Origin of the sequence: Streptomyces cyaneofuscatus (genome assembly GCF_042718795.1) — a bacterium.
GTDB classification, from domain to species: Bacteria; Actinomycetota; Actinomycetes; order Streptomycetales; family Streptomycetaceae; genus Streptomyces; species Streptomyces cyaneofuscatus_A.
Window position 1 is genome coordinate 1 of record NZ_JBHXOX010000031.1, and the last position, 26,908, is coordinate 26,908.

Below are 26,908 nucleotides of genomic sequence, written 5' to 3' on the forward strand. Positions count from 1 at the left end.
GCTCACTCCTTCGGCGCGGCGCACCGGTACCCCGGCAGGCCGACGGGACGGGCCACCACCCAAGCGCGATTGGTCTGGACCTGTCAAGACCCCCTCCGTGTCCCGTCAGGAGTCCTCCGTACCTGTCCGCACCTGTCCGCGCCGTGCCGACGCTGTTCATCGCCCGTGCACGTGAACTCGGTGCTGTCGGCCGCCCGGTGGCTGCCGAGCGGACACCTCCGCGGACCACGCTCACCCAGGATCTGACAGCCGCTCGAAGAGGAGACTCGCGTGACCCGCTCCACCATCGTCCGGGCGCTTGCGCTGACCGCGACGTCGGCCCTCGCGACTGCGACTCTCGCAGCGCCTGCCCACCCCCACGCCCACCCCCACGCCCATGCCGTCATCGACCTGCCGGCTATCACGCCTCGCGCGGAGACGCAGGTGCTGCACGACGACGAAGCGGGCGGCAACGCCGACGCGGATGACCCCGCCATCTGGCGGAACACCGCCGCACCCGGCCGCAGCCTCGTCATCGGGACCGCCAAGGAGGGCGGGCTGCGCGTCTACGACCTGAAGGCCCGGACACTCCAGTCCCTGTCCGCGCCACCGGCCGCCGGACCCGACGATGCCCCCGGCCGCTTCAACAACGTGGATCTCGTACACGGCCTGAGGCTGTCCTCGGTCCGGACGGATCTGGCCGTCGTCAGCGACCGGGGCCACGACCGGCTGCGCTTCTACCGCATCGACCGTGACCGCGTCGGTGGCCCGCTGACCGACGTGACCGATCCCGCCGCGCCGCCCGTGTTCTCGAAGAACCAGGATGAGATCAACGACCAGCGGACCGCATACGGTCTCGCGACCTGGACGGATCCCTCGTCCGGCACGTCCTTCGCCCTGGTCAGCCGTCGCGAACGAACCAGCATCGCGCTGCTGGAACTGCGTCCGACGAAGGGGGGAAAGATCACGTACCAGACGGTGCGGACCCTGGACCTTCCCTCCGCGTTCCGGCTGCCGAACGGCACATCGTGGTCTCCCTGCGGCGAGCCCGGCGAACTCCCGCAGGTCGAAGGCATGGTCGTCGACCCTGCCAACGGCACCCTCTACGCCGGTCAGGAGAACGTCGGGATCTGGCGCCTGCGCGCCGACCTGACCGGCGGCCGGCCGAAACTGATCGACAAGGTCCGCGAGTACGAAGTCCCGGGGCTCTACGACGAGGAGACCGAGGAGTGCACGCCGGGAGACGACCCCGGCTACGGCGGGTCCGAGCTCTCCGCGGACGTCGAGGGCCTGACGCTGGTCACCGAGTCCCACGGCGGCGGATACCTGCTCGCCTCCAGCCAGGGAGACAACACCTTCGCCGCTTACGAGCGGCAGGTGAAGGACGGCAACGCGTACGAGGGCGGGTTCCGTGTCGCGCCCGCGAACAGCAGGCTCGACGGCTCCGAGGAGTGCGACGGCGCGGCTGCGCTCAACGCGCCCCTCGGCTCCCGGTATCCGAACGGTCTGCTCGTCGTGCAGGACGGCCACGACGCACCGGGCGAGGGCGACCGTCCCGCGACCAACTTCAAGTTCGTCGACCTCGGCACGGTCATGAACGCCCTGCGCGACTGACGGCGCCGTGATCCGGGCTCCCCCGGAAGCCGCCACCACGCTCCTCACGAAGACGACCTCTACCTCGCGCTAGGAGGTCGTCCGGATCGGCTGTGTGCCCGCGTCACGGCGGCCAGGCCAGGCCAGGCCCAGCGCCAGGACTCAGGCGCTGGGCCTGCAGGCGCGACCTGCAACCGTGCGACACGGACGGGCCGGAGTGCCGACCCCGCCAGGACCAGGCTCGTACTGCTACGGTCTTCGGCCGTACGGGCCGCGAGCAGCCCTCGACGCGGGGTCGGAGCCGGTCGTCGTGGTCGAACTCGGACGTGATCACATCGGGGGCAGCGGCCACGACCGCTCCGAGATCCGCCGCATCACGGTCGCCACCGGTCCGTAACGTGATCTTCCCCGGCGCCTGCCAGGAGGTCCGGATGAAGCGCCGCCGCATCGACCGGCAGACCGGCAAGATCACCGTTGCCACCGTCCATGCGGTCACCAGCCGGCATGAGCTGCCCGGTGTGGAGGGTACGTACAGCGAGGTGACGATACCAATGGAGGAGCGGATCGTTGGGTATCTCCAGGAGGTGTGGGAGAAGGAAGCGGTGGGAGCCGGGCTGTGGACGCCGCCTTTTCTCATCCGTCTCCCAGACGATCACGCGAAATCCACTCCGCCGCTGGTCAGCGGCCTTCCCACCCTGGAGTACTAGTGATTGTCGTCTGGATCAACGGTGCGTTCGGCGCGGGCAAGACCAGCGTCGCGGGCGAACTGATCGATCTGATCCCGAACAGCACCTTGTACGATCCGGAGCTCACCGGAGCGGGGCTGCGCGGACTGCTGCCCCAGAAGAAGCTGGCCGAGGTGGGCGACTTCCAGGACCTGAGGATCTGGCGGCGGCTCGTGGTGGATACGGCGGCCGCGCTGCTGGCCGAGGCGCCCGGGGTGCTGGTGGTGCCGATGACCCTGCTGAGACAGGAGTACCGGGACGAGATGTTCGGCGGGCTCGCCTCGCGGCGCATCCCGGTCCGGCATGTGCTGCTCTCACCTGAGGAAACGATCCTGCGTAGCCGGATAGCGGGCCGGGTGGAGTACCCCGGCGACCGTGAGCAGAGCGAGCGGGTCAACCGGTGGGCGTACGACCACATCGGCCCCTACCAGGATGCCCTCGGCTGGATCACCGCGGACGCCCATGTGATCGACAACAGCGCCCTCACCCCGCGCGAGACCGCCGAACGGATCGCGGATGCCGTCCGCAGCGGTGCCGCCGGGGCGTGCGAGATCGTCCAGAGCCCCGAGCCGACCGCCGCGACCGTCGCCGCAGGCGTCCTGCTCTTCGACGAACAGGACCGGGTGCTCCTCGTCGACCCCACCTACAAACCCGGCTGGGAGTTCCCCGGCGGGGTCGTGGAGGAGGGCGAGGCCCCGGCGCAGGCCGGGATACGGGAGGTGGCCGAGGAGATAGGGCTCCGCCTCGACCGGCTCCCCACGCTCCTCCTCGTCGACTGGGAGCCGCCCGCCCCGCCCGGCTACGGCGGACTGCGCTTCCTCTTCGACGGGGGGCTGCTGCGGTCCGAGGACGCCGGCCGGCTGCTGCTCCCCGGCTCCGAGCTGCGCGGCTGGCGCTTCGTCACCGAGCAGGAGGCGGCGGAGATGCTGCCCCCCACCCGCTACGAGCGGCTGCGCTGGGCCCTGCGGGCGCGGGAGCGGTCCACGGTGCTCAACCTGGAGGCGGGCATCCCGGTGGGCTGACGGGCGGCCTCAGCCGGAGGGGACGCCCTGACGGACCGGCTCTTCGGCCGGAGCGCAACGCACTGTACGAAGCCCGGCCGGTCGCCGGCTCCGGCAGGGTGATCGAGGCCGTGGCGCCGTGTCCTGGGCCGCCGGACACGCCCTTGGGGGCGCCGCGGTGTCGGTTGGTCCGTTCGCGGTGCGCCGTCATGAAGTGACTGACCGCGCTTATGTGATGATCGGGCCGCTGCTGGCTCCGGCTCGGACGGGTCGTCGGGTTCGGGACCGGCAGCAGGTCCTCGGCGGGATCCTGCGGAGACTGTCCACGGGGGCGGCCTGGTGGGACCTGCCGGAACGAGAGTTCAGATGGCGGGGTGGTGGACGCGCGGAATCCCCAGATCCGGCAGGTCGAGATGGAGGCCGCGGCCGCGACCGCTCATGGTGCCGTCGTAGGAGAGGTCGGCCAGGTCGACGTCCAGTTGCCGCAGCTCCTCGACCAGCATGCGGGCCGCGGTGGCGGCGTGCGCGGGCTTGTCCCTGGCCTCGGGGAATCGGCGTTGCCAGATCGATCGGGAGAACTCCCAGCCGTTCTCCGCCATGCGGGCGGGGTCGGCCGCGTCCGGCCGGTGCAGGTGGCCGGTGGCTTCGACGGCGAGGCTCAGGTCCTGGCTCCAGCACTGGACGAAGTGCCGGGGATCGCGGGCGGATCCCAGGCGCAGGATGAAACGGCCAGGGAAGAACGGGGTGTCGTAGGCGAGGGACCGAAGGGTTTCGGACAGCCGCTTCTCGACCTGTTCCCACGTGGTGCCGGGCATGTTCGGTGAACCGACGGCAGGGACGGGCGGCAGGTCGGCGGGCTCGGCGGCACGCCAGCGGCCCCGGGAGCAGCCCCTCCCGGCGGCGTCGCTGTCCGCCGCGGCAGGCAGGAGCTCGAAGCTCACCTCGCCGCCGTCGTGCGAGTGCACGAGGATGCCGGCGCCGGGCCGTCGCCAGAGCATCCACGGCCCCGCGTCGCCTCCCCACAGGGCGGGCGGGCCAAGCTCCTCCTCCATGACCCACCATGCGGAACGGACGAAGCCGACGGCTGAGGCCAGGTCCTCGGGGGGCAGGTCGATGACTCTGACGTTCAGCTTGCGTACCTGATCGGGCTGCGAGACATCGGCGATGAGGGTGCCGTATCCCGCCGAAGGCCCCTTCCGGGGAGCGAACCTGTGCCATACCTGGCCCGCGACCTCCCTCGGCTCCCGAAGTTCCCACCCCAGCGCGGAGGTTGCGCGCTGGACGTCGGTCAGGCTCCAGGAGCCGAAGCGGACCGGGGTGACCTCTCTCACGAACGTACGGAAGAGTTCGTCGTCGAGCCAGTTGCCGCGAGGGATCATGTTCTCCATGCGCCGGACAGTAGCGGTCCGGTACGACAGAGGCTGATACCGGCCACCAGCTGTGAGCGCAGGGAGGCGGCCGCGTTTCTGGGAGCGGCCGGACCGGTCGCCCGCCGGCGCCGCCCCCTGGTGATCACGTACCGACTGCCCTCCGTCCGGCCGGGGGCGCCGCTCTCCGATGGCATGTCCTCGTGATGCGGCGGATCCGTGCGCGCGGGCGGAACGGCGAGCGCGGTGGGAGGTCGAGGTGTGCGCATCTGTCGGATGGGTACCTGAATGTCCGCCCGGTTGTCCTGCGGTCGCTGCTGTCTCGCACGGACCTCGTCCGGGGCCCCCACGGAAGGAAGTCATGAGTACGTACCGAGTCGTCAACCCTGCCACCGGTGAGACGGAACAGGAGTACCCCACCGCCACCGACGGCGAGCTGCGCGATGCGCTCGCCCTGGCGGACGACGCGCAGCGCGCCTGGTCCGCCCGGCCGGCGGCGGAGCGGGCCGAGGTTCTGCGGCGGGTCGCGGACCTCTATGAGGAGCGTAGGGACCAGCTCGCCGCCATCATCACCCGCGAGATGGGCAAGCCGGTCAAGCAGGCCCTCGGGGAGCTCCGCACCGTCGTGTCCATCTACCGCTACTACGCCGACCGGGGCGAGGGCTTCCTGGAGACGGAGGAGTTGGACGTCGCCTCCGGCGGCCGGGCCGTCATCCGGAAGGAGGCGGTCGGCACCCTGCTGGGGATCATGCCGTGGAACTTCCCGTACTACCAGGTGGCCCGGTTCGCCGCGCCCAACCTGATGCTGGGCAACGCGGTCCTGCTCAAGCACGCCCCGCAGTGCCCGGAGTCGGCGCTGGCGATGGAGCGGCTGTTCCTGGACGCGGGCCTCCCCAAGGGGGCGTACGTCAACATCTTCGCCACCAACGAGCAGATCGAGACCCTGATCGGCGACGACCGGATCCACGGGGTCTCGCTGACGGGCTCCGAGCGGGCGGGTGCGGCCGTCGCGGAGATCGCGGGCCGCAACCTGAAGAAGGTCGTGCTGGAGCTGGGCGGCTCCGACCCGTATCTGATCCTCGGCGCGTCGAACATGGAGCAGGTGGTGAAGAACGCGCTGATCGGCCGGATGGGCAACGCGGGCCAGGCCTGCAACGCCGCCAAGCGCATCATCGCCTTGGACGAGCACTACGACGGCTTCTCGACCGCCTTCACCGACGCGGTCCAGGGGATCACCGTTGGTGACCCCACCGACCCGAACACCTTCATGGGGCCTCTCTCGTCGGAGAAGGCGGTCGAGACCCTGGACGAGCAGGTCCAGGACGCGATCTCCAAGGGGGCCACGGTGCTGGCCGGCGGCAAGCGCATCGACCGCCCCGGCGCCTGGTACGAGCCCACCGTGCTCGCGGGCATCACCCCTGAGATGCGGGCCTACAAGGAGGAGCTGTTCGGGCCGGTGGCCCTGCTGTTCAGGGTCGGCTCCGAGGAGGAGGCCGTCGACTTCGCCAACAACTCACCGTACGGGCTCAGTGCCTCGATCCAGACCGACGACGACGCCCAGGCCGAGCGGGTGGCCCAGCGCCTGGAGACCGGCATGGTGTTCGTCGGCGCCCCGTCCGGCACCGAGGCGGAACTGCCGTTCGGAGGGGTCAAGCGGTCCGGTTTCGGCCGGGAGCTGGGCCGGTTCGGCATGGAGGAGTTCGCCAACCACAAGCTGGTCCGGCTGGTGCGCTGACGCCCGGTACGGCGTTCCGTCGTCCGGCCTCGGCGCTCAGGGGGCGCCGATTCACGGCGTCCCCGGCCCGGTGGCTTTACCGGGCAGCACGGCAACCGGCCGTCGGGGCCGGTGCCGAACCGCGCCCCGGCCCCGGACGAGCGTCATGTGCGGGATCCATCAGGCGGCGGGGCGTGAGTCCGCCAAGGTGAACCAGCCGGCCCGAAGCACGCCTCCAATGAAGTACCACCATGATCAGCAGGGTGATGAGGAAGAGGAGGGGCACAAGGTGTAGGACTTCACTGATGCGACGGATGGTGACACATGCTGATGCCCCGGCCCGAAACGGTGCGCTCTTTGCTGGCCCGCTACAACGAACTGCAGTTGGAGCACTCCCAGGACTCCGTGGCGGAACTGAGCCGGAGCCTGGAGGATGTGTCGTACACCCTGTGCATCACCACCGGCACCCGGACCATCCAGGACGCGCTGATGGCCGCGGAGGCGATCTTGCGGGTCCCATCGCCCCGGACGCCGGCCACGGTGGAGCGGCACGGACGGACAGAGCGTACGGACCGGCCGGTCCGGCCCGCCGACGTTCCGCAGCCCTCCGCTTCCTGATCCGCAGAGAACCGAGACGGTGCGGCACCCTCCCTCCGTGATTGGTCCAGACCAGTTGGCGTGATGGAAGACCAACCCTGCTTCTGCCCTGCCGGACGCCTCATTCGCTCCCGAGCGGGTATCAGCAAGGCCTGGCCCCGGAGCGACCAACCCATCGAAGCCCTGCCGACCCCCCGCCCCGGTAGGGCACGCGCTCCGGGGCCGAACTGCCCGTCGGGCGCGTTCGCCGGTATCGCGGGTTGTGGCGCGCTGTATGCACAGGTGATGCGAGAGCGCGCGCCGGGCCGGTGGGGGAGCCACCAAGCGGCGCGGCTCACGCTCTCTCGGGGTGATGCCGACGAACCGCGCCGCCCTCAGGAACTCCCGCATCTCCGCCCGAGCGTGGCCACCGACTGACGACGAGCAGGACCAGCCGGGGTCGTCGCCGCGCTTCCAGCGATCTCCTTCTGCCCCCGCCGTCCGCGTCGGCGCTCACGCGATCGGGTGAGTTGGCGAGCCGCCTCCCGGAGTCAGCCCGGCCTAGCCACGCTCGGGCCAGACCGGCCCATGGTCGCCCCAGACGACACCCTTGTTCCGGCACAGGCAGAAGGGGTGTCCGACCGGGTCCGTGAAGATTCGCCAGCCGTAGCCGTCAGGGCCGATGAAGTCCTGCTTCAGCGTCGCGCCGAGGGCGACAACGCGGCTCTGCTCGGACTCGATGTCATCCACTTCGAAGTCGAGGTGGAATTGCTTGGGATGCTCGGTCTCGGGCCATTGCGGTGCGCGGTAGTTCTCCACCCGGATGAATGCCAGCTCGACCTCGCCGAACGGGATGCCTGCCCAGTCCGCCGAGCTGTCTTCCTTGATGGGGCGGCCCGTCACCTCGGAGTAGAAGGCCGCCAGCTTTATCGTGTCCGGACAGTCGATAATGAAGTCGGTGAGTCGCAGCATCCCGCGATCTTGGCACAACCTCACTCATCTGGACCTCGCCTTCCCGCACCGTCTTCATCCGGTCGGCGAGGTGATCCGGGGGAAGCGGCTTGGGCGACCACGATCTCAAAGATGCTCGAAACCACGACGGCCTTCGGGCCGGCCGGTAGCTGACGGCGAGAACCCGCATTCCGGGCATCCTGACTGGGACCGGCTCCGATACGCGTGTGGCCCGCAAGGCATCTTGCGGGCCACACGCATCCGGTCCGGATTCAGTCGGTGAGGGCGTCCTTGACCTTCTCCTTGGCCTGACGCGCGTCACCCTTGGCCTGGTCGGTCCGGCCTTCGGCGGTGAGCCGCTCGTTGCCGACGGTACGGCCGACGGCTTCCTTGACCTTGCCCTTGGCCTGCTCGGTCTTGGCCTGAGTCTTCTCATCAGCAGCCATGTCACTCACACCTTTGCTGTCCTCGACGTCGCGGTCCCCAACCGCCTGACCGATTCTCGCCGTCCCAAACCCGCAGGAACCCGACTCTGACGGGAGAGCGCCTCGGCGCGTCGGGGCTGGTCGGCTCCGGCGCTGCTTACCGGTCGCACGCGTACGGGGACCGGCCTGAGGCCGACGGGGCCGGACGTTGACGACAGTTGCCGGTCGCCCTGATGTTTGGCCGCCGTCCTTGGGGCATACGCTCCTCGCACCCGTGGCTCGACGTGGTGAATCGTGATCGGGGAGGACCGTCATGCTCGTACCGACTCAGGCAGGATCTGTGGCTGCCAGGACCGCTGGCGTCCTGCCCCGCATCACCGAACCGCAGAAGGTCGCACCGCGCGACGCACGTGAGCTGTCGAAGCTGTTCTTCGACCGGTTGCAGGCCCTGGAGGAAGGCACCGAGGAGTACCAGTACGCCCGCAACACGCTGATCGAGATCAACCAGTCCCTGGTGCACTACGCGGCGAAGAGGTACCGAAGCAGCGGTGACGGCCAGCTCGACGACGTCATCCAGGTCGGCACCATCGGCCTGATCAAGGCCATCGACCGCTTCGAACTCTCCCGTGAGGTGGAGTTCACCTCGTTCGCGATCCCGTACATCGTGGGCGAGATCAAGCGGTTCTTCCGCGACACGACCTGGTCCGTCCACGTACCTCGCCGCCTGCAGGAACTGCGTATCACCCTGGCCAAGTCCATGGAGGAACTCGCCGGCTCGCTGGACCGCGACCCTACTGTCGCCGAGCTCGCGGCCCACCTGGGCATGAGCGAGGAGGAGGTCATCGAGGGCCTCGTCGCGGCCAATGGTTACACCGCCGGATCCCTCGACATGCCCATCGACGCGGACCAGGACTCCCCGAGCTCCAGCCCGAACTACGCCGACATCACCGGCGACCTCGACCCGGGCATGGAGCTGGTCGAGAACCTCCACGCCCTTGCCCCGCTGCTGGCGACCCTGGACGACCGCGAACGCACCATCATCTCCCTGCGTTTCGGACAGGAGATGACCCAAGCCGAGATCGGCCGGCACCTCGGCGTCTCCCAGATGCACATCTCCCGCATCCTCAACCGCATCCTCACCAAGCTCCGTGTCGGCATGCTCGCCGAGAAGTGAGACGCCTGGGCCGGCGAAGCCCCCGGCCGAGACGCTTTCGGGCACCCGTCCTTCTCGCGCTCGCGCGGACGCTGGTGGGAGCGGGCTGGTGGTCGGGCAGGGGGACCGAGGCGAGCGGGCAATGCGGCCGGGGCTTGATCGGCGGCGTCCTGGAGCGACTGGTCGCCCGCGTTCGGCCGTGGCCCCGCCGTTCCCTCGGCCTGTCCGCCGGCCGCTGACCTGTCAGATGGCGATGGTGACCGTGATGCGTTTCCCCGCGCCTGGGAGGACGGCGACCGAGCACGTTGTCGCGATGCGCTTCACGATCGCCCATCCCCGCCCGCCAGGAGTCGTGGGATCCGGAACGGGGCAGCTGCGTGGCGGTTCAGGACTGGTGTCCTCGACCTGCAGACGCAAACGGGTCGCGTCCGGATTGAGGTCCGCCTTGAAGCCGGTCAGGCCGCCTCCGTGGAGAAGCGCGTTGCTGATCAGCTCCGAGACGGCGAGGTGCGCGTCGGTCTCGGCGTGCCCTGAGATGTGCTTCAGGGGGCGCAGAAGAGCGGTGACCACCGCGCGGGCGCCGGCGCAGGTGGTCATCTCGCCCGACGAGCTGACGTCGCCGGCGGCGGAGAAGTCCGTAACGGAAGGCGAGTGGTCCACGGCGGTACCTCATCTTCTTCAGCTGCACGGCACCAGACCGGTCAATCCGGATGCAACGATTCGGATACCCCCTTCGCGTCCACGTACGCGGCCGGACTCACCGGCAGGCATCCATGAGACAGGAACGGGAAGCAGGTGATCATGCTGACCGAGTCCGGCGGATCCATCGAGATCGTCGCCCATGAGCACGCTCTCGTGATCGTCCTGTCCGGGTCGTTCGACTTCTCCGACCGCAACGACCTCGACCCGGTGTGGGAGGAGGCGGCCCGCCGACAGACCCGAGCCGTCGTGGTGGACCTTGCTGCCGTCGCCTTCGGCGACAGCACCCTGTTGAACTGGCTCATCGCCGGTCTTCGCCTCCATCAGCGCCTTGAGCGCATCTTCGCTCTGGCCGGTCCCTTCCACGAACCGGTCGACCGCCTCTTCACCGTGACCGGACTCGCCCAGGCATTCACCCGCACGCCGACACGCGAGGACGCTCTCGACCTCAGCAAGCCCACTCCGTGAAGAGCCGGCGCAGGCGTCAGGCCGTCGTGAGCGGGGTTCCCCCGGCAGAACCGTCACACCGGGGCGAACGCAACCGGCCGTCCCTGTCGGCGTGGGACGTGGGGGCCTTCTGAGCCCGAGCTGTTCACGCGTCCGCGCTCTGGCGGCCGACTGAACCTCCATGCCTCCGCAGGCCGGAGACGCTGGGTTTATAAAATCGTCGGTCTCTCCGGTGTGCTGGTGCCGGCCTTCGCGGCGGTCCGCTCCCGCTGGGGCTGCTCGGGTCGCTCGTACGAGGGCCTGTTGTCCTGGTCGACGATGGCACCAGGCGCCCCGCATTCAAGCCGGGTGCACCGATGCCCATGCCGCCTCGATCATCCGGAACACCTCGTCCACCGCCGCCTCCGGATCCTCCGATTCCCGGGCCAGTGTGTAGGCGTCGATGGCGAAGCGGGCGAGGGTCCGGCACGCGATCGGGGTGACAGGCACCCGGAGATCGGCCGCGATGGTGGCCGCCAGTGACTCCGCGTGGCGCAGCCGCATCGACTCCTCGTACTGGCGTAGGGCCGGTGTGGTGTTGATCAGATGCTGGACCGGAGCCGCTTCGGGAGCCGCGCAATGCCGCACCATGTGCCGGATCTGCCGGCGCAGGGCCGGTACCAGCGGCTCGTCCGGCTCGCGATCGGTGATCGCTTGGACCAGGCCGCGCTCGAATCCGCTGTCCTGCTCGAAGACGAGCGCCTCCTTGGAGGGGAAGTGGGAGAAGAGCGTGGTGACGGCCACGTCGGCCTCGGCCGCCACCTCTCGGATGCCTACCTCGCCGTACCCGCGCTCCAAGAAGAGCCTGAGCGCGCTGTCGGCGATCTTTCGCCGGGTGGCGGCCCTCTTCCGTTCGCGACGTCCGGTCTGCTCGTTCATGGCTTGAAGCTATCAGGTCCGAATGTGTAACAGATGTGAAAAGCTAACGGTTAGTGTTAAGTTCGACCGCATGAAGAAAGTGAGCTATGCCGCGTTCGGCGGCCCCGACGTCCTGCGCCTCATCGACGCTCGGGAGCCGCACGCGGATCCCGGCCAGATCCGCGTCGCCGTGCACGCCGCCGGCGTGAACCCGGTGGACTGGCGCCTGCGTGAAGGACAAGTCCTCGGCGCCCACCCGCTCACGCTTCCCTCGGGGGTGGGCCTGGACGCGGCCGGAGTGGTGGACGAGGTCGGTGCGGGCGTCACAGGCGTTCAGGCGGGCGACCGGGTGTTCGGCGAAGGAAGCGATACCTACGCCGAGTTCGCCGTGCTCTCGGCCTGGGCCCTGATGCCTGACGGCTTGACCTTCGAGGAAGCCGCGGGCTATCCGTCCGTGGTGGAGACCGCCGTGCGCGTCCTGGGCGAGGTGAGCGTACGGGCAGGCCAGACCCTGCTGGTGAGCGGCGCCTCCGGAGGCGTCGGTTCGGCTGTGCTCCAGCTCGCCCGGGAAAGGGGCATAGCCGTGATCGGCACGGCCGGCGCCGCCAACCAGGACTACCTGCGCGACCTGGGCGCCCGCGCCACGACGTACGGCGAGGGTTGGGTCGAGCGGGTGCGGGAGTTCGGACGGGTGGACGCCGCACTTGACCTGGCGGGTTCTGGCGTCATCCGCGAGCTGGTCGAACTGACCGGAGACCCCGGGAGGGTCGTGTCCATCGCCGACCTGACCGCGCCCGCTCTCGGCGTCCGGTTCTCCGGCACGGCAGGGAGCGTGCCGGACGCGCTGGCGGAGGCGGCGTCGCTCATCGCGCGCGGCGCGCTGCACATCCCGGTCGAGAAGGCGTACTCCCTGGCCGACGCGGCGTCCGCACACATCGACAGCCAGGCGGGACACACCCGGGGGCGACGCGTCATCGTCGTCCGGCCCTGGAACCGACGTGCCGGGTAAGGCGGCTGCCTGCGGAACGGGACCCCTTCAAGAAGATACGCCGCGCCCACACCCACTCGCAGGACGAAGGCCCCGCGCCACGCGGAGCGCGCCAGGGACCAACTTGGCGGCCCGGTGAGCCTGGTGCGGGGCGACGTGGGCGTGGGTCGGCACCGGACAGCTCCATTGCGCTGCCCTCGGGCCGGCCGGGTACGCCTGTGGCAGGGGCTCACCATAGATATAGCCAGGACGTGACTTACGGTGAGCGGCCGGGTCGGTGAGCCACGTGCCGAAGAGCACTACGTCGCCGAGGCTCACCGGGACTGCTCGCCCTGCCCCTGAGGTCCCCTGGGGGCCTGGTACCGGCTTGCTGTCGCCCTCGCCCTGGCCGGTTCCGTGCGGTTGCGGCCGACTGGAGAAATCCGTCCCGGCGGCCGGGTCGAGTGGCGCGAGAGGGCCTGTCAGAAGCTCACGCCGCCCGGTGGGACCTAGGGCCGAGGGCGCTTCCATCTGTGGTTCTCGCGGACGACGGTGAATCCGGCCGATCGGTAGAGGGCCACGGCCGCCTCGTTGCTCGCCGGCGTGAGGACGGCCACCGCGCTCGCGCCCCGGTCGGCGAGGGCCGCGCAGGCGCCCAGGACGGCGTCGCGGCCGTAGCCGTGGCCGCGGTGGTCCGGGTGGGTGCCGACCGGTTTCAGCAGGCCGCATCGGCCCGCGCCGCCGAACCAGCCCGTGGCGGCGGATGCGGGGTCCCCGTCCGGGGTGCGGACCAGGGCCTCCACGATCAAGTGGCCCGCCGGGGACGACCGCATCGTCTCCCAGTGCTTCAGGGCGAACTTCGACCCGGTGAAGGCCGACCGGTGGATCAGCACCCGATCGGCCGCGTCAGGGTCACCGACCGGCTGCGCGCGAGTCGTCACCGGCTTCGGGGTCCAGGACAGGACGAGCCAGCGGTCCTTCTGGTCAGGCTGCCAGCCTGGGATGGGCAGGCCGTCGCTCCGGTCGATGCCCGGGACGAGCAGTTCCTCGGCGTCCGCCGCGACCGCCCCGCGATCGGCATCGGGTGCTGCGGTCACGCGCAGCACGCGCCCGTGGAGGATACCCACCGCGACGGGCGCGGCCGAGTCATGCCGGGTGTCGATCCGGGGGTCGGTCCGTCCGACGCCTCGCGCGTCGACCCAGAGATGGACCGTCGCGTCCGCGTGGCGCAGCAGCCAGCCCACGTCCCCGGGGTGCAGGCTCCCGGCCGGAGCGTCGGCCGGTGTCCACACGCTCAGGGTACGCAGAACCCGAGGAGCCTCGATGGGGGACAGGGTGCGCCGCAGGACAGGAGGCATGGAGGCGAGGCTAGCGTCTCGACCGGCCCCCGGGAGGGGCGGATATCCGCCACCCCGGCCCGGGCATTCATAGCCACTCGCAAAGAGAACTCCCGCTTGGTCGTCCTGATTGCTCTGAGGGGGGCGTCACCGCCGGTGCCGGCGCGCTTGAGCACGGCGATGACGCGGCCGGGTGCGGCGGGCATGGAGGCGAGCAGGGCAAGATTGCGGTTCCTCTCACGCATGTTGCTGGGCAGGTGGTGAAGCCCGGAGAGGGCCCACGGTCCGCAGGCGCGAGGCATCACCCACGACCAGCCCCATTCGATCCCCGCGGCGGCGACCACCGCGGCGTCGACGAGGAGGAGCGCCAAGGCCGGCCAGTCGAGCGCATGTTCGCTTTCTGTCGGGTCGTCGGTCAGACGGAATGCTGGTGGTCTGCCGGACGGGGTAGTGGACTCCGATCTGCCGACCCGGCCGGGCCATGCTGATTCCGTCACCGTGCTCACCGTCGTTGGGCAAGGTGAATTCCCCACCGGTAGAGGCATCCCGGAAAGAGACGACCACAGCTGTGCCACCGTCGGGAGAGCCCTCGTGCCACGGCTCCTTCACCCTCTCGACCGTCCCCTCGCCCGCACTGTCCGTTGCGCCCGGCTCACCCCTGCGAGGATCCGTCCGCACCCGACCAACGCGGCCATCCCGAAGGCGGCACACCACAGCGCCAGGTATCCGTGCCAGTCCATGAGCCGGCCTTCTGCTACGACACGCTGCGCGGCCTTGCCTCGATGATCCCGCCCAGGCCAGGAATTGTCTCCGCCATGCGGTCAGGGTGAGGCGCCTTGCATCGGTCGGTAAACAAACCGCCCACATCGCGTGATCTTCGCGTCTCTGACACTGCCCCCTCCTTTCCGGTTCTTTGCTCTTGTCGCAGGGAATGGATGTGAGCATCCGCAGGGCGCCTACAGCAGGGCGCCGGTGACAGGGAGGGCCGCAGCGTGCAGGGATGGCCGTTCTATACGCTGATGTGTCTGGTGCTCGCGTTATGGGCCGGCCGCCAGTGGTTGATGAGGCGGCAGGTGCGTCAGCTCACGGGTGTGCCGCCGATCGACCCGCCGTTCGCGATGCCTGAGCGTCCCGAACCCGTTCTGCGCGCGGCGGCGGCCGACGGAGAAGCCCAGGCCATGCTCGACCTCGGGGACCTCGCCGCGCTCAAGCGAGACGTGCCGAGGGCGCTCTCCTGGTGGACCAAGGCGCTGAAGGCCGATGAGGATCTGGCAGCCCTACGCCTCGCCCACCTCCACCTGTCACGCGGTGACGGGGAGCTGGCCGCGTCCTGCTACCGCCGAGCGGTGGAGGCCGGCGTACCCGGTGCCGCCAACGACTACGGCATGCTCCTGATCGAGCAGGGCGACCAGACCGGCCACGATCTCCTGCGGCGCGCCGCCGACGGAGGTGACGCATCAGCCATGTACAACCTGGGCTACCTGGCAGCCCAACGAGGTGACCCGGCCGAGCACGAACGATGGAGTCGGGCCAGCGCGGAGGCCGGCAACCGCGAGGGGGCCTTCGCCCTCGGCCTCCTCTCCACCGAGCGCGGCGACGTGGAAATGGCGAAGAGCTGGTACCGCACAGCGGCACAGGCACAGCACGTCGACGCCATGCTCAACCTCGGCAACGTCCTACGCGAACAGGGTGACCTCGACTCCGCCGAGCACTGGTACGAGCAAGGCGCGGCAGCAGGCGATGAAGACGCTGCGAGGAACCTCGTCCTCCTACGACGTCAGCGCTACGGCCGTTGATTCCTGCCGCGCAAGCCGACGTCATCCGACTCGGCGCCGACCCCTCATCGAAGCCGGTCGCCTGCATCGCGGTACAGCGCCGCCGAGGGTGGTGGACCACGGCACTCACCGTCCGGTTGTGCTCTGCTCCGAGGGTGACCCCGCCCTGAGCTGGGTACAGCAGGGACGGGAGGGGTGTCATGGATGCTGGAGTACCGCGGTGGGAACGCTGGGTGGCCGTGTTGGCAGCGGCCGTGTCTCTCGTGGGCGGTGGGTGGTTGGTATCGCTGCTGCCCGGACCGCCGCCGGCGGCAGTGCTCGGCTTCGGCCCTGTCGACGGGGTGGTCGCGATCTCCCGGTGTTTCGAGACGACCGACGTTGAGGGCAACTCCCTTGGCACCGACTGCACAGGCTGGTTCACCCCGCACGCGGCGAGCGAACCCTCGCGCGGCATCGTGCTCGACTCGGCCGCCGAGGAGTACCGACCCGGCACCGAGGTGGAGGTCCGCACAGCGCACGGCCGGGCCTGGGAGCTTTCGGCAACGTCGGTGATGCACATGATCGCGCTCACCGGAATCCCGATGGTACCGGTTCTCGCCCTCACGAGTTGGCTGATCTCCTACGCACGGGGAGCGGCCGGGGACCCGGCGCTTTACTTTCTCTGCGTCTGCTTCGGGCTCCTCGCCGTCGGATTACTGGCCCTGCTAGTCGGAATCATCGTCGCCATCGGGGTAGCGATCTTCTGAGGTGTGGCCCCCTTTCCCGTTGCGGACCGATCGCGCCCCTCCTCCGGCATGAATCCGGAGCCGGCCCGCGATACCGCACTTTCGCTGAGGAGCAGACACCTATGCCGTGGGCGGCGTTCATCGCGAAGACCCTCTAGGCCACCGGGACGCCCGCCGCCGCCCGCATGGCCTGTGCCGCGTCCTCGGTGAGCGGGTCGCCGTGCCCGAAGCAGACCGTACGGGCCTCCAGCGCGGCCAGCCGCCGGAACGTCTCCCGCGCCCGCGCCCGGTCCACGTTGAACACGCCGAGCATCACCTCCTCGACGCGCGCCACACAGTCCCCGGTGAACAGGACCCCGTGACGCGGCAGATGGAGCGCGATGGAGCCCGGCGTGTGGCCCGGGGCATGGACCACCCGGGCGCCGCCGCCGAACGGCAGCACCTCCCCGTCGGCCACCTCGCGGTCGACCCGGGTGGGCGGCGCCTCGGGGACCGTCAGCCCGTGCTCGTACAGCGGCCGTTCCCAGTCGAGCAGGTCCGGTTCCGGTACGGGGAGCTCGCCCCGGATCACCGGCGCGTCCAGCGCGTGGGCGAGGATCTCGGCGCCGTGGCGGTCCGCCAGTTCCTGGGCGGCGCCGTAGTGGTCGCGGTGGCCGTGGGTGAGGACGATGCGGCCGATCCGGCCGGGATCGAGGCCGAGGCCCCGTACCGCGTCCTCGATCGCGGCCGCCGCCTCGATGTCCCCGGCGTCGATCAGTGTCAGGTCCGCCCCGTCGCGCCAGAGACAGGCCTGGCCGATCCGGAAGCGGAACAGGTGGAGGCGGCGGGGGAGTACCTCGATGAGATCCATGCCGCGAACGTACGCAGACGCCGGCACCCGCCGTACGGAACTACGCTTCCGGCGACTTCGCCGAGGGCGTAGTGGCCGGTGCGCAGGCCGGCGGCGGCCGCGAGAGGCCGCCGCCAGGGGCGTTCGCGAGGGTCAGGCCTTCTTCGACTCCGCGTAGTTGCGCAGGAACAGCGCCTCGGTGACCGACATCCGCTCCAGCTCCTCGGGCGACACGCTCTCGTTCACCGCGTGGATCTGTGCCTCGGGCTCGCTCAGGCCGATGAGCAGGATCTCCGCCTCCGGGTACAGGCCCGCCAGCGTGTTGCAGAGCGGGATCGAGCCGCCCATGCCGGAGGACTGCATCTCCTGGCCCGGGTAGGCGTCCCGCATCGCGGCCGCCATCGCCGTGTACGCCGGGCTGGTCATGTCGGCGCGGAAGGGCTGGCCCTGGCCGACCTGTTCCACCGCGACCCGCGCGCCCCAGGGAGCCCGCGACTCCAGGTGGGCGGTGAGCAGCTTCGTCGCCTCGGCGGCGTCGTGGCCGGGCGGCACCCGCAGGCTGATCTGGGCCCGGGCGCTCGCCTGCACGGACGGGGTCGCGCCGACCACCGGTGGGCAGTCGATGCCGATGACGGTGACGGCGGGGCGCGCCCAGATCCGGTCGGCGACCGTGCCCGTACCGATCAGCTCGACACCGTCCAGCACCTTGGCGTCCTGCCGGAACTCCGCCTCCGGGTACTGCAGTCCGTCCCAGTCCGCGCCACCGGTCAGACCATCGACCGTCGTCGTCCCGTCCTCGGCGCGCAGCGAGGCCAGCAGTTGGATCATCGCGGCCAGCGCGTCGGGGGCGGCGCCGCCGAACTGTCCCGAGTGCAGGTTCCCTTCGAGGGTGTCGAGCCGCACCCGCAGCATCGTCATCCCGCGCAGCGTCGCCGTGACCGTCGGCAGCCCGACCCGGAAGTTCCCCGTGTCACCGATGACGATCGTGTCGGCGGCCAGCAGCTCCGGGTGCGCCTCCGCGTACCGCTCCAGACCGCCGGTGCCCTGCTCCTCGGAGCCCTCGGCGATCACCTTCACCGAGACCGGGACGCCGCCGTTCGCCTTGAGGGCGCGCAGCGCGAGCAGGTGCATGATGAACCCGCCCTTGCAGTCCGCCGTACCCCGGCCGTACCAGCGGCCGTCGCGCTCGGTCAGCTCGAACGGCGGGGAGAGCCACGCCGACTCGTCCAGCGGCGGCTGCACGTCGTAGTGGGCGTAGAGCAGCACGGTCGGAGCTCCGGCCGGGCCGGGCAGGAAACCGTAGACCGACTGGGTGCCGTCGGGGGTGTCGAGCAGGGCGACGTCCGTGAAGTCCTCGGCGCGCAGGGCGTCCGCGACCCAGTTCGCCGCCGCCTCGCACTCGCTCTTCGGGAAGACCGCGGGGTCCGCGACCGACTGGAACGCCACCAGCTCGGCGAGCTCCGCCCGCGCACGGGGCATCAGCGAGGCGACGGTCTCGGAAATCGGGCGGGCGGTCATGGGCACGCTCCTCGTGGGTGCGACGTTATGGGTAGGGCACGAGGTGTACGCGCCCGTCGGCGACACCGTGGGTGCGGTGCCGCGCGCAGGAACAGATCATGGCCGATCCTCCCACAGGGGGGCTCGGCCACCGCGCGCCGTAGGATGCCGTGAGCAGCTTGGGGCCACTGGTCGGATCGGGAGCAGAAGCACATCGTGAGCAGCGAGAACGCAGACGCCGGGCGGGAAAACGAAGAGTCGTCGGCGGTGTGGGACGTCGTCGTCGTCGGCGCCGGACCGGCCGGCGCATCGGCGGCGTACGCGGCAGCCGTGGCGGGCCGAAGGGTCCTGCTGCTGGAGAAGGCGGAACTGCCGCGCTACAAGACCTGCGGCGGCGGCATCATCGGGTTCTCCCGGGATTCGCTGCCGCCGGGGTTCGAACTGCCCCTGAAGGACCGTATCCACGCGGTCACCTTCTCCCTCGACGGGAAGTTCTCCCGTACGCGCAGATCCCGGCGCATGCTCTTCGGGCTCATCAACCGCCCGGAGTTCGACGCCGGGCTGGTGGAGGAGGCGCAGAAGGCCGGTGCCGAACTGCGCACGGGCGTCTCGGTGGTGCGGGTGGAGCAGCACGGGCCCGCCGTCCCCGACCGGCGTACGGTCGCCGTGGTGCTGGCCGGCGGTGAGACGGTGCTGGCGCGGGCGGTCGTCGGGGCGGACGGCAGCGCGGGGCGGATAGGAGCACATGTCGGGGTGAAGCTCGACCAGGTGGACCTCGGCCTGGAGGCGGAGATCCCCGTTCCGGCGACGGTGGCGGAGGACTGGGCGGGCCGGGTGCTCATCGACTGGGGCCCGATGCCCGGGAGTTACGGCTGGGTCTTCCCCAAGGGCGACACGCTGACGGTCGGGGTGATCTCGGCGCGCGGCGACGGTGCGGGCACCAAGCGGTATCTGGAGGACTTCATCGCCCGCCTCGGCCTCGCCGGGTTCGAGCCGTCCGTCTCCTCCGGCCATCTGACCCGGTGCCGCAGCGACGACTCGCCGCTCTCGCGCGGCCGGGTCGTGGTCTGCGGCGACGCGGCGGGCCTGCTGGAGCCGTGGACCCGGGAGGGCATCTCCTTCGCCCTGCGCTCCGGCCGGCTCGCGGGTGAATGGGCCGTCAGGATCGCCGAGGCGCACGACGCGGTGGACGCCCGCCGCCAGGCCCTCAACTACGCCTTCGCCATCAAGGCCGGTCTCGGCGTGGAGATGGGCGTCGGCCGCCGCATGCTGAAGCTGTTCGAGCGCCGCCCGGGGGTGCTGCACGCGGTGCTGACCGGCTTCCGGCCGGCCTGGAAGGCGTTCGCGGGAATCACCCGGGGCACGACGTCGCTCGCCGAGCTGGTCCGTACGCACCCGCTGGCGCAGCGGGCGTTGAGCGCGATGGACCGCTGAGCGGCGAGGCGAGGGGCATAGGCGGCCGGGCCGCGGCCGTGCTCGTCCATGGCCTCTACCACCGGCCCGAGCACTTCGCCCCGGTCGCGGACGGCCTGCGGGCGGAGGGGGTCGAGGTGGTCGTCCCCGAGCTCCACCGGGGCTCCCTGGCCGCCGACACGGCAGCGGTCCAGGCCGCCGTCGACGCGCTGGAGGGGCCTCCGCTCCTGCTCGGCCACTCCTACGGCGGGTCGGTGATCACCGGCGTACGGGGAGCGCGCCACCTGGTCTACCTCGCGGCCTTCGTACCGGACGTGGGCGAGAGCGCGGCCGCGCTCGGCGGGGCGTCTCCGCAACTGCGTGACGCGGTCGTGCCGGGGGAGGGGGCCGACGGTGCGACCCGTCTGGATCCCGGCCGGGCGGCCGACCTGCTTTACGGTGACTGCCCCGGGCCTCTCGCCGCCCGCGCGGTCGGCCTGTTGCGGCCGCAGGCCCCGGGGTGCGGGCGGGGGGTCCCCGAGCACCACGGCTGGAAGCTGGTCCCCTCGACCTATGTCGTCTGCGCCGGGGACCGGGCGCTCGACCCCGCCCTGCAACGGACGCTCGCCGCCCGCTGCACCGGTGTACGGGAGTGGGCGACGGGGCATTCGCCGTTCGTGTCCCGGCCCGCGCTCGTGGTGGACCTGGTGGCGGAGCTGTTCGGCACGGTCAGCGCTCGAACGTGATGCGGAAGACCGGGTGGTCCGGGGAGGCGGCGAGGAGTTCGGCGTCCGTGGACTTCGCGGTGACGCCCTGGAAGTACTGGTCGACCTCCCAGCCCCACCGCTTCAGATAGGCGCGGAGGATCTGGGCCTTCTGCGCGTCGTCGGCGATCTCCACGGCGGTGAAGACCCGGGTTCTGCGTCCCACCCGCAGCTCACCGCCGCCCGCGACGCGCATGTTCCGCACCCACTGGGAGTGGCCCCGGGCCGAGACGAGGTACTGGGCGCCCTCGTAGGAGTGCGGGTTGACGGGGATGCGCTGCATCCGGCCGCTCGTGCGTCCACGGACCGACATCTCGGCGGAGCCCATGAGGCTGATGCCGTGCCGGGCGAGCCGGCCGATGAGGCTGTTGAGGCGGGTGGTGGTTGCGCCGGCCCGGAGGTAGTACGGCTGCGGATGCTGCTGCGACATGGTGACCCCCAAGGGCGTGGGCGTGGCGGGATGATCCCGGTGGTGGTGGGAGAGCGGTGGTCCCATGGAGAGAGCAGTACCTCCAATAGGAGAGCAGTGCTCTCGCTTGAGATCAGTGTGTAGGAGGTCGGCGCTCAAAAGCAAGAGCACTGCTCTCGTTGTTGTTCGGTGCTCTGAACGCGTGGCAGACTGACGGCCATGAGCACCATCCGAGGGGCCAGGGAGCGCGCCCGCATCGAAGTGACCGCCGCCATCAAGGACGAGGCCAGGAAACACCTGGCGGCTGAGGGCGCGGCCAAGCTCTCGCTGCGCGCCGTCGCCCGCGAGCTGGGCATGGCCTCCTCGGCGCTCTACCGCTACTTCCCCAGCCGCGACGACCTCCTCACCGCGCTGATCGTCGACGCGTACGACGCCATCGGTGAGGCCGCGGAGAACGCCCGCGCCACCGCCGACCGGGCCCGCCCGCGCCCCGCCCCGTACGCCGACCGCTGGGTCATCGTGGCCGGTGCCGTACGGGAGTGGGCGCTCGCCCACCCCCACGAGTACGCCCTGATCTACGGCTCACCCGTCCCCGGCTACAGCGCCCCCATGGACACGGTGGGCCCCGCCTCCCGGGTCGCCATGGTCCTCATCGGCCTCATCCGCGACGCGTTCCGGGACGACGGGCTCGCGGTGCCGCCGCTCGCGGCGGACTTGCGGGCCGAGGCCGAGCGGATCGCCGCCGACGTCATCCCGGACCTGCCGCCCGCCGTCGCCCCGGCTCTCGTAGCCGCCTGGGCCCAGCTCTTCGGCCTGATCTCGTTCGAGGTGTTCGGCCAGTTCAACCGGATGGTCGAGGCGCGTGAGCAGCTCTTCCGGCAGGCGGCCGGGGAGCTCGCCCGCTCGGTCGGTCTGCGCGGGAGCCCGGCCGCCGGCTGAGTCACGGGACGTCCGCCCCGGCTGCGTTGTCCACGTCGTCCACGTTGTCTACGTTGCGGAGTCGGCGGAGTCGGCGGAGTCGGCGGGGCCGGAGCGGTCCGGCCGGTCCGGGGCCGGGCCGCCCAGGCGGCGGCCCTCCCGCCGCGGAAAGCGCCACAGGACATGGACGACCCGCGCGGCGAAGGCCAGCACGGCGGCCGCGGTGGCGAGGCCGAGCACCACCGTCCGCGCTGTGCGGCCGAGATCGAAGAGAAGGAGGGCGGGGGCGGAGGCCGCCGCGAAGGTCAGGCCGGCCAGTACGGTGGAACTGACCAGCGCGTAGCTGATCTCGACCGTGATCGCGTCCCGCTCCGCCTGCGTCCGCCGTGCCCCCATGGCCGCAGTGTCACAGGCCCGCCGCGCTCCGGGCAAGCCTGCGGCCCCGGCGCCTGGCCCCGGCGCCTGTCCCCGGGTCCTCGCGCCTGGCCCCCGCGCCCGGCCCCCGCGCCTGTCCCCGGCCCCGGCGCCCGGCCCCCGCGTCGGCCGCCGGACCACAGGCTCCGCGTCCGCCGACCGAGTTCACCAGGTGACCGCGGAGTTGTCCGTCCAGAGCCTGGCCACCGAGCGGTCGCCGCGCAGCGTCACGGCGGCGAGCGGCAGGCGGTTCCAGAGCGTGAGGTAGAGGCCCTCCGCCGTCCCGCTCAGTTCGCAGTCCACGCGGTCGTCGCCGTCGCCGTCCGGAGCGGGTCCGCCGGCCGCGCCGCCCTCGGCCGCCGACCCCGCCTGCGTACGCACGGTCTGCGGCGGCTCGTCCGAGATCCGTACGGTCCACACCGCGTCCGTGTCCACCGCCCGCACCCGCAGCGTGCGCGGGGCGGAGGAGCGCACCCGGCTCTTGGGGCGGGCGTGGAAACCGGTGAGGAGTTCGTCGATGCCGTCGGCCGCCCGGTCGGCGTCCACCGTCGTCAGCGGTCCGCCGAGCGCCGACTCCGCGTCCACCCGGTGCACGGTCGTCTCGTGCAACTGGCGGCGGGACCAGAACGCGAGCGGGGAGGGGGCGGGCATGAAGGTCCAGCAGTTCAGGTCGGCGGGGGCGGCCTCCAGCGACCGGACCAGGTGGCGGTGGCCCGACCGGAACCAGTCGAGGAGTTCCTCGCCGTCGAGGTCCGGTTCTCCGCCGTCGGGCTGGGGCGTGGTGTGCCCTTCGGCGACGAGCTCGGCCGCCCAGCGGTGCACCATGCCGGTGTGGCGCAGCAGGTGGCGTATCTGCCAGCCGGGGCAGGTGGGGACCGAGGCCCCGGGGCCCGCCTGCTCGGCGGCCGCCGCGAGGAGCCGCCCTTCCTCGGACAGGGACGCGATGTGCTCGGTGATCTCCATGGCGGGATTGTGCCAGGGGGTGGGGGCGGCCCGGGGGCGCGTGGACGGGCCGGGTGGACCGGCCCGCTCAGGCGTGGGTCGCGTTGCGGGCCCCGTACCCCAGGGCGGCCGCCGCCGCGGCGAGCAGAGCCACGGTCGTCAGCGCCAGCGGCAGCGAGAACCAGTCGGCCAGGAAGCCGATCGCGGGCGGGCCCAGCAGCATGCCGCCGTAGCCGAGCGTCGAGGCGGCGGCCACCCCGCTCGGTCCGGCCAGTTCACCGGCCCGGCCCACGGCTACGGGGAAGATGTTGGCAAGCCCCAGGCCGGTGACCGCGAACCCGGCCAGCGCCAGCCAGACGGTCGGCGCCAGTGCGCCGAGCAGCATTCCGGCCGCGGCGACCGCACCGCCGAGGACCAGGGTGCGGGTCTGGCCGAGCCGCTCCAGGAGCAGGGTGCCGGTGAGCCTGCCGATGGTCATCGTCAGGGCGAACAGCGCGTATCCGGCGGCGGCGAGACCCGGATGGGCGTCCAGGTCCTGCTCCAGGTGGAGCGCGCCCCAGTCGGCGAGCGCGCCTTCCCCGTACGCCGTGCACAGGGCGATCACGCCGAAGAGCACGACGATCCGGCGGGCCCGCGGATCGAGTTTCCGCTGGGGCTGCCGTTGGGGCTGCCGCTGCGACGTGTGCGCTTCGGGTGCCGTACGGGCCGGACGGTGGCGCAGCAGCGCGGGCCCCGCGAACGCGGTGACGAGCAGGCCGATGCCGGCCAGCAGGAACAGGTGCGTCGAGGCGGAGAGGCCCCCCGCCACCAGCCCGCCGAGTCCGGCACCCACCATGCCGCCGAGGCTGAACGCCGCGTGGAAGCTCGGCATCACCGGGCGGCGGAGTTCGGCGACCAGGTCGACGGCGGCGCTGTTCATCGCCACGTTCATCCCGCCGTACGCCGCTCCGAAGACCAGCAGGACGAGGCCGAGCGAGAGCGCCGAGTGGGTCTGCGCGGGCAGGGCGATGCTCAGGGGGAGCAGTACCCCGCAGGCCACGGTCACGGCGTGGCTGCCGTAGCGGCGGCAGAGGCGGCCGGTGAGCATCATGGTGATCACGGCGCCGGCGGAGACGCCGAGCAGGGCGAGGCCGAGGGTGGAGGCGGAGGCGCCGGTCTGCTGCTTGATGGCCGGGATACGGACCACCCAGCCGGCGAAGAGGAAGCCGTCGAGGGCGAAGAACACGGTCAGGGCGGTACGGAGGCGGGCCGACGAGGGTGGGGCGGTGTCGCCGCCAGGTCCCCCCGGTAGGGCCGTCCGCAGTTTGTTTAGTTGCGGCACAAACTCAGCATAGGGGTGGGCGGAGGGCGGACGCAACATGGTTGACGGAGGCGGCTTCTCCCCGTCCTGGCGGGCTCCCTCGGCGTCCGGAACACCTCCGGATCATGGGAGACTCGCCCTCATGAACGGCAAGGCGACCACCACCCGGACGAAGTTGGAGAGGGGCCGCAGCGCGCTCGGGCCCGCACTGGAACTGGTCCACACCGGGCGCGCCCCCACGCGCGCCGTCCTCACCTCCGAGCTCGGGGTCACCCGGGCCACCGCCGGGGCGGTCGCCGCGGAGCTGGAGGCGCTCGGACTGATCCGGGTCGACTCCAGCCCCGGTTCCGCGGCTGGTTCGCAGGGTCGCCCCTCCCACCGGCTCTCCGTCCTGGAGGCCGGCCCCGTCGTCCTCGCCGCCCAGGTCCACGCCGACGGCTTCCGGGCCGCACTCGTCGGGCTCGGCGGCCGGATCGTCGCCACATCGCCGGGCTGCGTCGCGGTGATGGCCGACCCCGCACAGGTGCTCGGCGAGGTCGTGGCCGCGGGGGCGCAACTGCTGGCCGCGAGCGGACTGCGCTGTGTCGGCGCCGGGCTCGCCGTGCCGTCGGCGGTCGCCGAACCCGAAGGCACCGCGCTCAACCCGCTGCACCTCGCCTGGCCCGCGGGCTCGCCGGTCCGCGACATCTTCGCCGCCTGCGTCCATGACGCGGGCATCACCGGCCCCGCCTTCACCGGCAACGACGTCAACCTCACCGCGCTGGCCGAGCACCGGCACGGTGCCGGACGCGGCGCCCAGCACCTCCTCTGCGTCGCCACCGGCCACCGGGGCGTCGGCGGGGCCCTGGTGCTCGACGGCCGCCTGCACAGCGGGAGTTCAGGGCTGGCGCTGGAGGTGGGCCACCTCACCGTGAACCCCGAGGGGCGGCCCTGCCACTGCGGCGGCCGGGGCTGTCTCGACGTGGAGACCGACCCGCTCGCCTTCCTCACCACCGCGCGCCGCGACCCGGGCCCGGAGGAGTCGCTCCTCAAGCAGGCCGGGGACCTGCTGCGCACGGAGTACGAGGACGCGGACGTACGCAACGCCGCCGAGGCGCTGATCGACCGCCTGGGTCTGGGCCTCGCCGGGCTCGTCAACATCCTCAACCCGGACCGGATCATCCTCGGCGGGCTCCACCGCGACCTGCTGGAGGCGGACCCGGAGCGGCTGCGGGCCGTCGTCGCCGACCGCAGCCTCTGGGGCCGCAGCGGCAGCGTGCCGATCCTGCCCTGCACCCTGACTCACAACAGCCTCGTCGGCGCGGCCGAACTGGCCTGGCAGCCCGTGCTCGACGACCCGCTCGCCGTCCTGGCCTGAGCTTCGGCCCGCTGCGGCCGAAAACCTGGACGGCCTGAGCTTCGGCCCGGTGAGGCCGAAAACCTGGACCGGGCCGGGCCGGACGACGGGCGGGTCCGGCAGCTTTTCCCGTCAGCCGACGACGGCCGACCTGGCGGGGGCCGCCGCGACGGCCTCGGGGCTGATGGGGACGGACCCGAACGGCCCGTCGGTGATCGACCCGTAGACCGCGAGCGGTGGCAGGGTCGAGGTGGCGCAGACCGCCGGCAAGGTGAACCAGACGGCCTTCCCGGCCGCGCCGCTCGGCCGTACGCCCCAGCTCTCGCTGACGGCGGCGATCAGGGCCAGACCCCGTCCCGAGGTGGCGAAGGAATCCGCCTCGTTCACCGTGGGGACACGGGGGTCGTGGTCGTGGACGGAGACCGTCAACCGGTCGAGCAGCAGCTCGATGTCGACGGTGCATGACTTGTCCGGCTGTGCGTGCCGGTGAACGTTGGTCAGGAGCTCGGTGACGCCCAGGGCTGCCTGGTCGATCAGAGGATCGAGATGCCAGTAGCGCAGTTGCGCCGAGATGATTCTGCGGACCTGACCGATCCGCGACGGCAGGGCTTGGAGCTCCACCGTGCAGTGCCTGCTTGGCTCGCTGATCACGGCTGCGACTCCCCGAAATAGGTCCGGAAGAAGAAGACGGACGAACGGAGCCGGCGGACGACTGACTGCCGAATCCGCTCTGCTCTTGTCGTGTCTGCTCGTGTCGCACGATCCGGCCCCGCGGT

The 26,908-nt window shown here is 71.3% G+C and carries 27 protein-coding genes; 14 read left to right on the forward strand and 13 right to left on the reverse strand.

Annotated features, from left to right (window positions below; genetic code table 11):
* Positions 1-270: 270 nt before the first annotated feature.
* From ACFWRT_RS30200 to ACFWRT_RS30210, 3 genes are all read left to right on the forward strand, one after another.
* On the forward strand, positions 271-1,593 hold the full coding sequence (locus ACFWRT_RS30200) for a phytase (RefSeq protein ID WP_380952220.1): 1,323 nt from the start codon (positions 271-273) through the stop codon (positions 1,591-1,593).
* Positions 1,594-2,003: 410 nt separating this feature from the next.
* Positions 2,004-2,279 (forward strand): hypothetical protein, encoded by a 276-nt coding sequence (locus ACFWRT_RS30205; RefSeq protein WP_380952221.1) that lies wholly within the window; start codon positions 2,004-2,006, stop codon positions 2,277-2,279.
* A 2-nt stretch (positions 2,280-2,281) separates the two neighbouring features.
* Positions 2,282-3,319, forward strand: a complete 1,038-nt coding sequence (locus tag ACFWRT_RS30210; RefSeq protein WP_380952315.1) for an NUDIX hydrolase — start codon at positions 2,282-2,284, stop codon at positions 3,317-3,319.
* A 341-nt stretch (positions 3,320-3,660) separates the two neighbouring features.
* Here the strand turns inward: ACFWRT_RS30210 and ACFWRT_RS30215 are convergent, their stop codons facing one another.
* Positions 3,661-4,686 carry a TY-Chap domain-containing protein gene (locus ACFWRT_RS30215; protein ID WP_380952222.1) on the reverse strand — a complete coding sequence of 342 codons (1,026 nt, stop codon included), beginning with the start codon at positions 4,684-4,686 and terminating at the stop codon, positions 3,661-3,663.
* A 340-nt stretch (positions 4,687-5,026) separates the two neighbouring features.
* Between ACFWRT_RS30215 and ACFWRT_RS30220 the strand changes: the two genes are divergently transcribed.
* A complete protein-coding gene (locus tag ACFWRT_RS30220) occupies positions 5,027-6,400 on the forward strand; it encodes an NAD-dependent succinate-semialdehyde dehydrogenase (protein ID WP_380952223.1) in 1,374 nt (457 codons plus the stop codon).
* A gap of 309 nt (positions 6,401-6,709) precedes the next feature.
* On the forward strand, positions 6,710-6,997 hold the full coding sequence (locus ACFWRT_RS30225; protein WP_380952224.1) for a DUF5133 domain-containing protein: 288 nt from the start codon (positions 6,710-6,712) through the stop codon (positions 6,995-6,997).
* A 519-nt stretch (positions 6,998-7,516) separates the two neighbouring features.
* On the opposite strand, the gene ACFWRT_RS30230 is transcribed toward ACFWRT_RS30225, so the two are convergent.
* Both ACFWRT_RS30230 and ACFWRT_RS30235 read right to left on the reverse strand, forming a co-directional pair.
* Positions 7,517-7,927 carry a VOC family protein gene (locus ACFWRT_RS30230; RefSeq protein ID WP_380952225.1) on the reverse strand — a complete coding sequence of 137 codons (411 nt, stop codon included), beginning with the start codon at positions 7,925-7,927 and terminating at the stop codon, positions 7,517-7,519.
* 251 nt (positions 7,928-8,178) lie between these two features.
* Positions 8,179-8,352 (reverse strand): CsbD family protein, encoded by a 174-nt coding sequence (locus ACFWRT_RS30235; RefSeq protein WP_380952226.1) that lies wholly within the window; start codon positions 8,350-8,352, stop codon positions 8,179-8,181.
* A gap of 292 nt (positions 8,353-8,644) precedes the next feature.
* Between ACFWRT_RS30235 and ACFWRT_RS30240 the strand changes: the two genes are divergently transcribed.
* Positions 8,645-9,505, forward strand: a complete 861-nt coding sequence (locus ACFWRT_RS30240) for a SigB/SigF/SigG family RNA polymerase sigma factor (protein WP_380952228.1) — start codon at positions 8,645-8,647, stop codon at positions 9,503-9,505.
* A 222-nt stretch (positions 9,506-9,727) separates the two neighbouring features.
* Here ACFWRT_RS30240 and ACFWRT_RS30245 read toward each other — a convergent pair whose 3' ends face one another.
* The gene (locus ACFWRT_RS30245) at positions 9,728-10,144 is read right to left on the reverse strand and encodes an ATP-binding protein (protein WP_380952229.1); all 417 of its coding nucleotides are present in this window, start codon (positions 10,142-10,144) and stop codon (positions 9,728-9,730) included.
* A 141-nt stretch (positions 10,145-10,285) separates the two neighbouring features.
* Here ACFWRT_RS30245 and ACFWRT_RS30250 point away from each other — a divergent pair, with 141 nt between their 5' ends.
* A complete protein-coding gene (locus ACFWRT_RS30250; protein ID WP_380952230.1) occupies positions 10,286-10,651 on the forward strand; it encodes an STAS domain-containing protein in 366 nt (121 codons plus the stop codon).
* Positions 10,652-10,969: 318 nt separating this feature from the next.
* Here the strand turns inward: ACFWRT_RS30250 and ACFWRT_RS30255 are convergent, their stop codons facing one another.
* Complete coding sequence (locus ACFWRT_RS30255) at positions 10,970-11,548, reverse strand: TetR/AcrR family transcriptional regulator (protein ID WP_380952231.1); 579 nt, start codon at positions 11,546-11,548, stop codon at positions 10,970-10,972.
* A gap of 70 nt (positions 11,549-11,618) precedes the next feature.
* Here ACFWRT_RS30255 and ACFWRT_RS30260 point away from each other — a divergent pair, with 70 nt between their 5' ends.
* Complete coding sequence (locus ACFWRT_RS30260) at positions 11,619-12,536, forward strand: NADP-dependent oxidoreductase (RefSeq protein WP_380952232.1); 918 nt, start codon at positions 11,619-11,621, stop codon at positions 12,534-12,536.
* Positions 12,537-13,003: 467 nt separating this feature from the next.
* Here the strand turns inward: ACFWRT_RS30260 and ACFWRT_RS30265 are convergent, their stop codons facing one another.
* On the reverse strand, positions 13,004-13,852 hold the full coding sequence (locus tag ACFWRT_RS30265; RefSeq protein WP_380952233.1) for a GNAT family N-acetyltransferase: 849 nt from the start codon (positions 13,850-13,852) through the stop codon (positions 13,004-13,006).
* 1,052 nt (positions 13,853-14,904) lie between these two features.
* Between ACFWRT_RS30265 and ACFWRT_RS30270 the strand changes: the two genes are divergently transcribed.
* Both ACFWRT_RS30270 and ACFWRT_RS30275 read left to right on the forward strand, forming a co-directional pair.
* The gene (locus ACFWRT_RS30270) at positions 14,905-15,627 is read left to right on the forward strand and encodes a tetratricopeptide repeat protein (protein WP_380952234.1); all 723 of its coding nucleotides are present in this window, start codon (positions 14,905-14,907) and stop codon (positions 15,625-15,627) included.
* A gap of 212 nt (positions 15,628-15,839) precedes the next feature.
* A complete protein-coding gene (locus ACFWRT_RS30275; protein WP_380952235.1) occupies positions 15,840-16,352 on the forward strand; it encodes a hypothetical protein in 513 nt (170 codons plus the stop codon).
* 133 nt (positions 16,353-16,485) lie between these two features.
* Here ACFWRT_RS30275 and ACFWRT_RS30280 read toward each other — a convergent pair whose 3' ends face one another.
* Entirely contained in the window at positions 16,486-17,181 is a 696-nt protein-coding gene (locus tag ACFWRT_RS30280) for an MBL fold metallo-hydrolase (RefSeq protein WP_380952236.1), read from the reverse strand.
* A 132-nt stretch (positions 17,182-17,313) separates the two neighbouring features.
* A complete protein-coding gene (locus ACFWRT_RS30285; RefSeq protein WP_380952237.1) occupies positions 17,314-18,678 on the reverse strand; it encodes a dipeptidase in 1,365 nt (454 codons plus the stop codon).
* Positions 18,679-18,873: 195 nt separating this feature from the next.
* On the opposite strand from ACFWRT_RS30285, the gene ACFWRT_RS30290 reads away from it, so the two are divergent.
* Positions 18,874-20,091: a geranylgeranyl reductase family protein gene (locus ACFWRT_RS30290; protein WP_031126925.1), complete on the forward strand. Its 1,218-nt coding sequence runs from the start codon at positions 18,874-18,876 to the stop codon at positions 20,089-20,091.
* A 17-nt stretch (positions 20,092-20,108) separates the two neighbouring features.
* The gene (locus ACFWRT_RS30295) at positions 20,109-20,795 is read left to right on the forward strand and encodes an alpha/beta hydrolase (protein WP_380952316.1); all 687 of its coding nucleotides are present in this window, start codon (positions 20,109-20,111) and stop codon (positions 20,793-20,795) included.
* On the opposite strand, the gene ACFWRT_RS30300 is transcribed toward ACFWRT_RS30295, so the two are convergent.
* On the reverse strand, positions 20,779-21,243 hold the full coding sequence (locus ACFWRT_RS30300) for a nitroreductase/quinone reductase family protein (protein ID WP_380952238.1): 465 nt from the start codon (positions 21,241-21,243) through the stop codon (positions 20,779-20,781). The genes ACFWRT_RS30295 and ACFWRT_RS30300 overlap by 17 nt on opposite strands.
* Positions 21,244-21,441: 198 nt before the next feature.
* Between ACFWRT_RS30300 and ACFWRT_RS30305 the strand changes: the two genes are divergently transcribed.
* The gene (locus ACFWRT_RS30305; RefSeq protein WP_380952240.1) at positions 21,442-22,161 is read left to right on the forward strand and encodes a TetR/AcrR family transcriptional regulator; all 720 of its coding nucleotides are present in this window, start codon (positions 21,442-21,444) and stop codon (positions 22,159-22,161) included.
* A 48-nt stretch (positions 22,162-22,209) separates the two neighbouring features.
* On the opposite strand, the gene ACFWRT_RS30310 is transcribed toward ACFWRT_RS30305, so the two are convergent.
* The 3 genes from ACFWRT_RS30310 to ACFWRT_RS30320 form a co-directional block, all read right to left on the reverse strand.
* Entirely contained in the window at positions 22,210-22,536 is a 327-nt protein-coding gene (locus ACFWRT_RS30310; RefSeq protein WP_380952241.1) for a DUF6332 family protein, read from the reverse strand.
* A gap of 183 nt (positions 22,537-22,719) precedes the next feature.
* Positions 22,720-23,517 (reverse strand): maleylpyruvate isomerase family mycothiol-dependent enzyme, encoded by a 798-nt coding sequence (locus tag ACFWRT_RS30315; RefSeq protein ID WP_380952242.1) that lies wholly within the window; start codon positions 23,515-23,517, stop codon positions 22,720-22,722.
* A 67-nt stretch (positions 23,518-23,584) separates the two neighbouring features.
* Positions 23,585-24,721, reverse strand: a complete 1,137-nt coding sequence (locus ACFWRT_RS30320) for an MFS transporter (protein WP_380952243.1) — start codon at positions 24,719-24,721, stop codon at positions 23,585-23,587.
* Positions 24,722-24,938: 217 nt separating this feature from the next.
* Here ACFWRT_RS30320 and ACFWRT_RS30325 point away from each other — a divergent pair, with 217 nt between their 5' ends.
* Entirely contained in the window at positions 24,939-26,153 is a 1,215-nt protein-coding gene (locus ACFWRT_RS30325; protein WP_380952244.1) for an ROK family protein, read from the forward strand.
* A 111-nt stretch (positions 26,154-26,264) separates the two neighbouring features.
* Here the strand turns inward: ACFWRT_RS30325 and ACFWRT_RS30330 are convergent, their stop codons facing one another.
* Entirely contained in the window at positions 26,265-26,783 is a 519-nt protein-coding gene (locus tag ACFWRT_RS30330; RefSeq protein WP_030574989.1) for an ATP-binding protein, read from the reverse strand.
* Between the last annotated feature and the right edge of the window lie 125 nt (positions 26,784-26,908).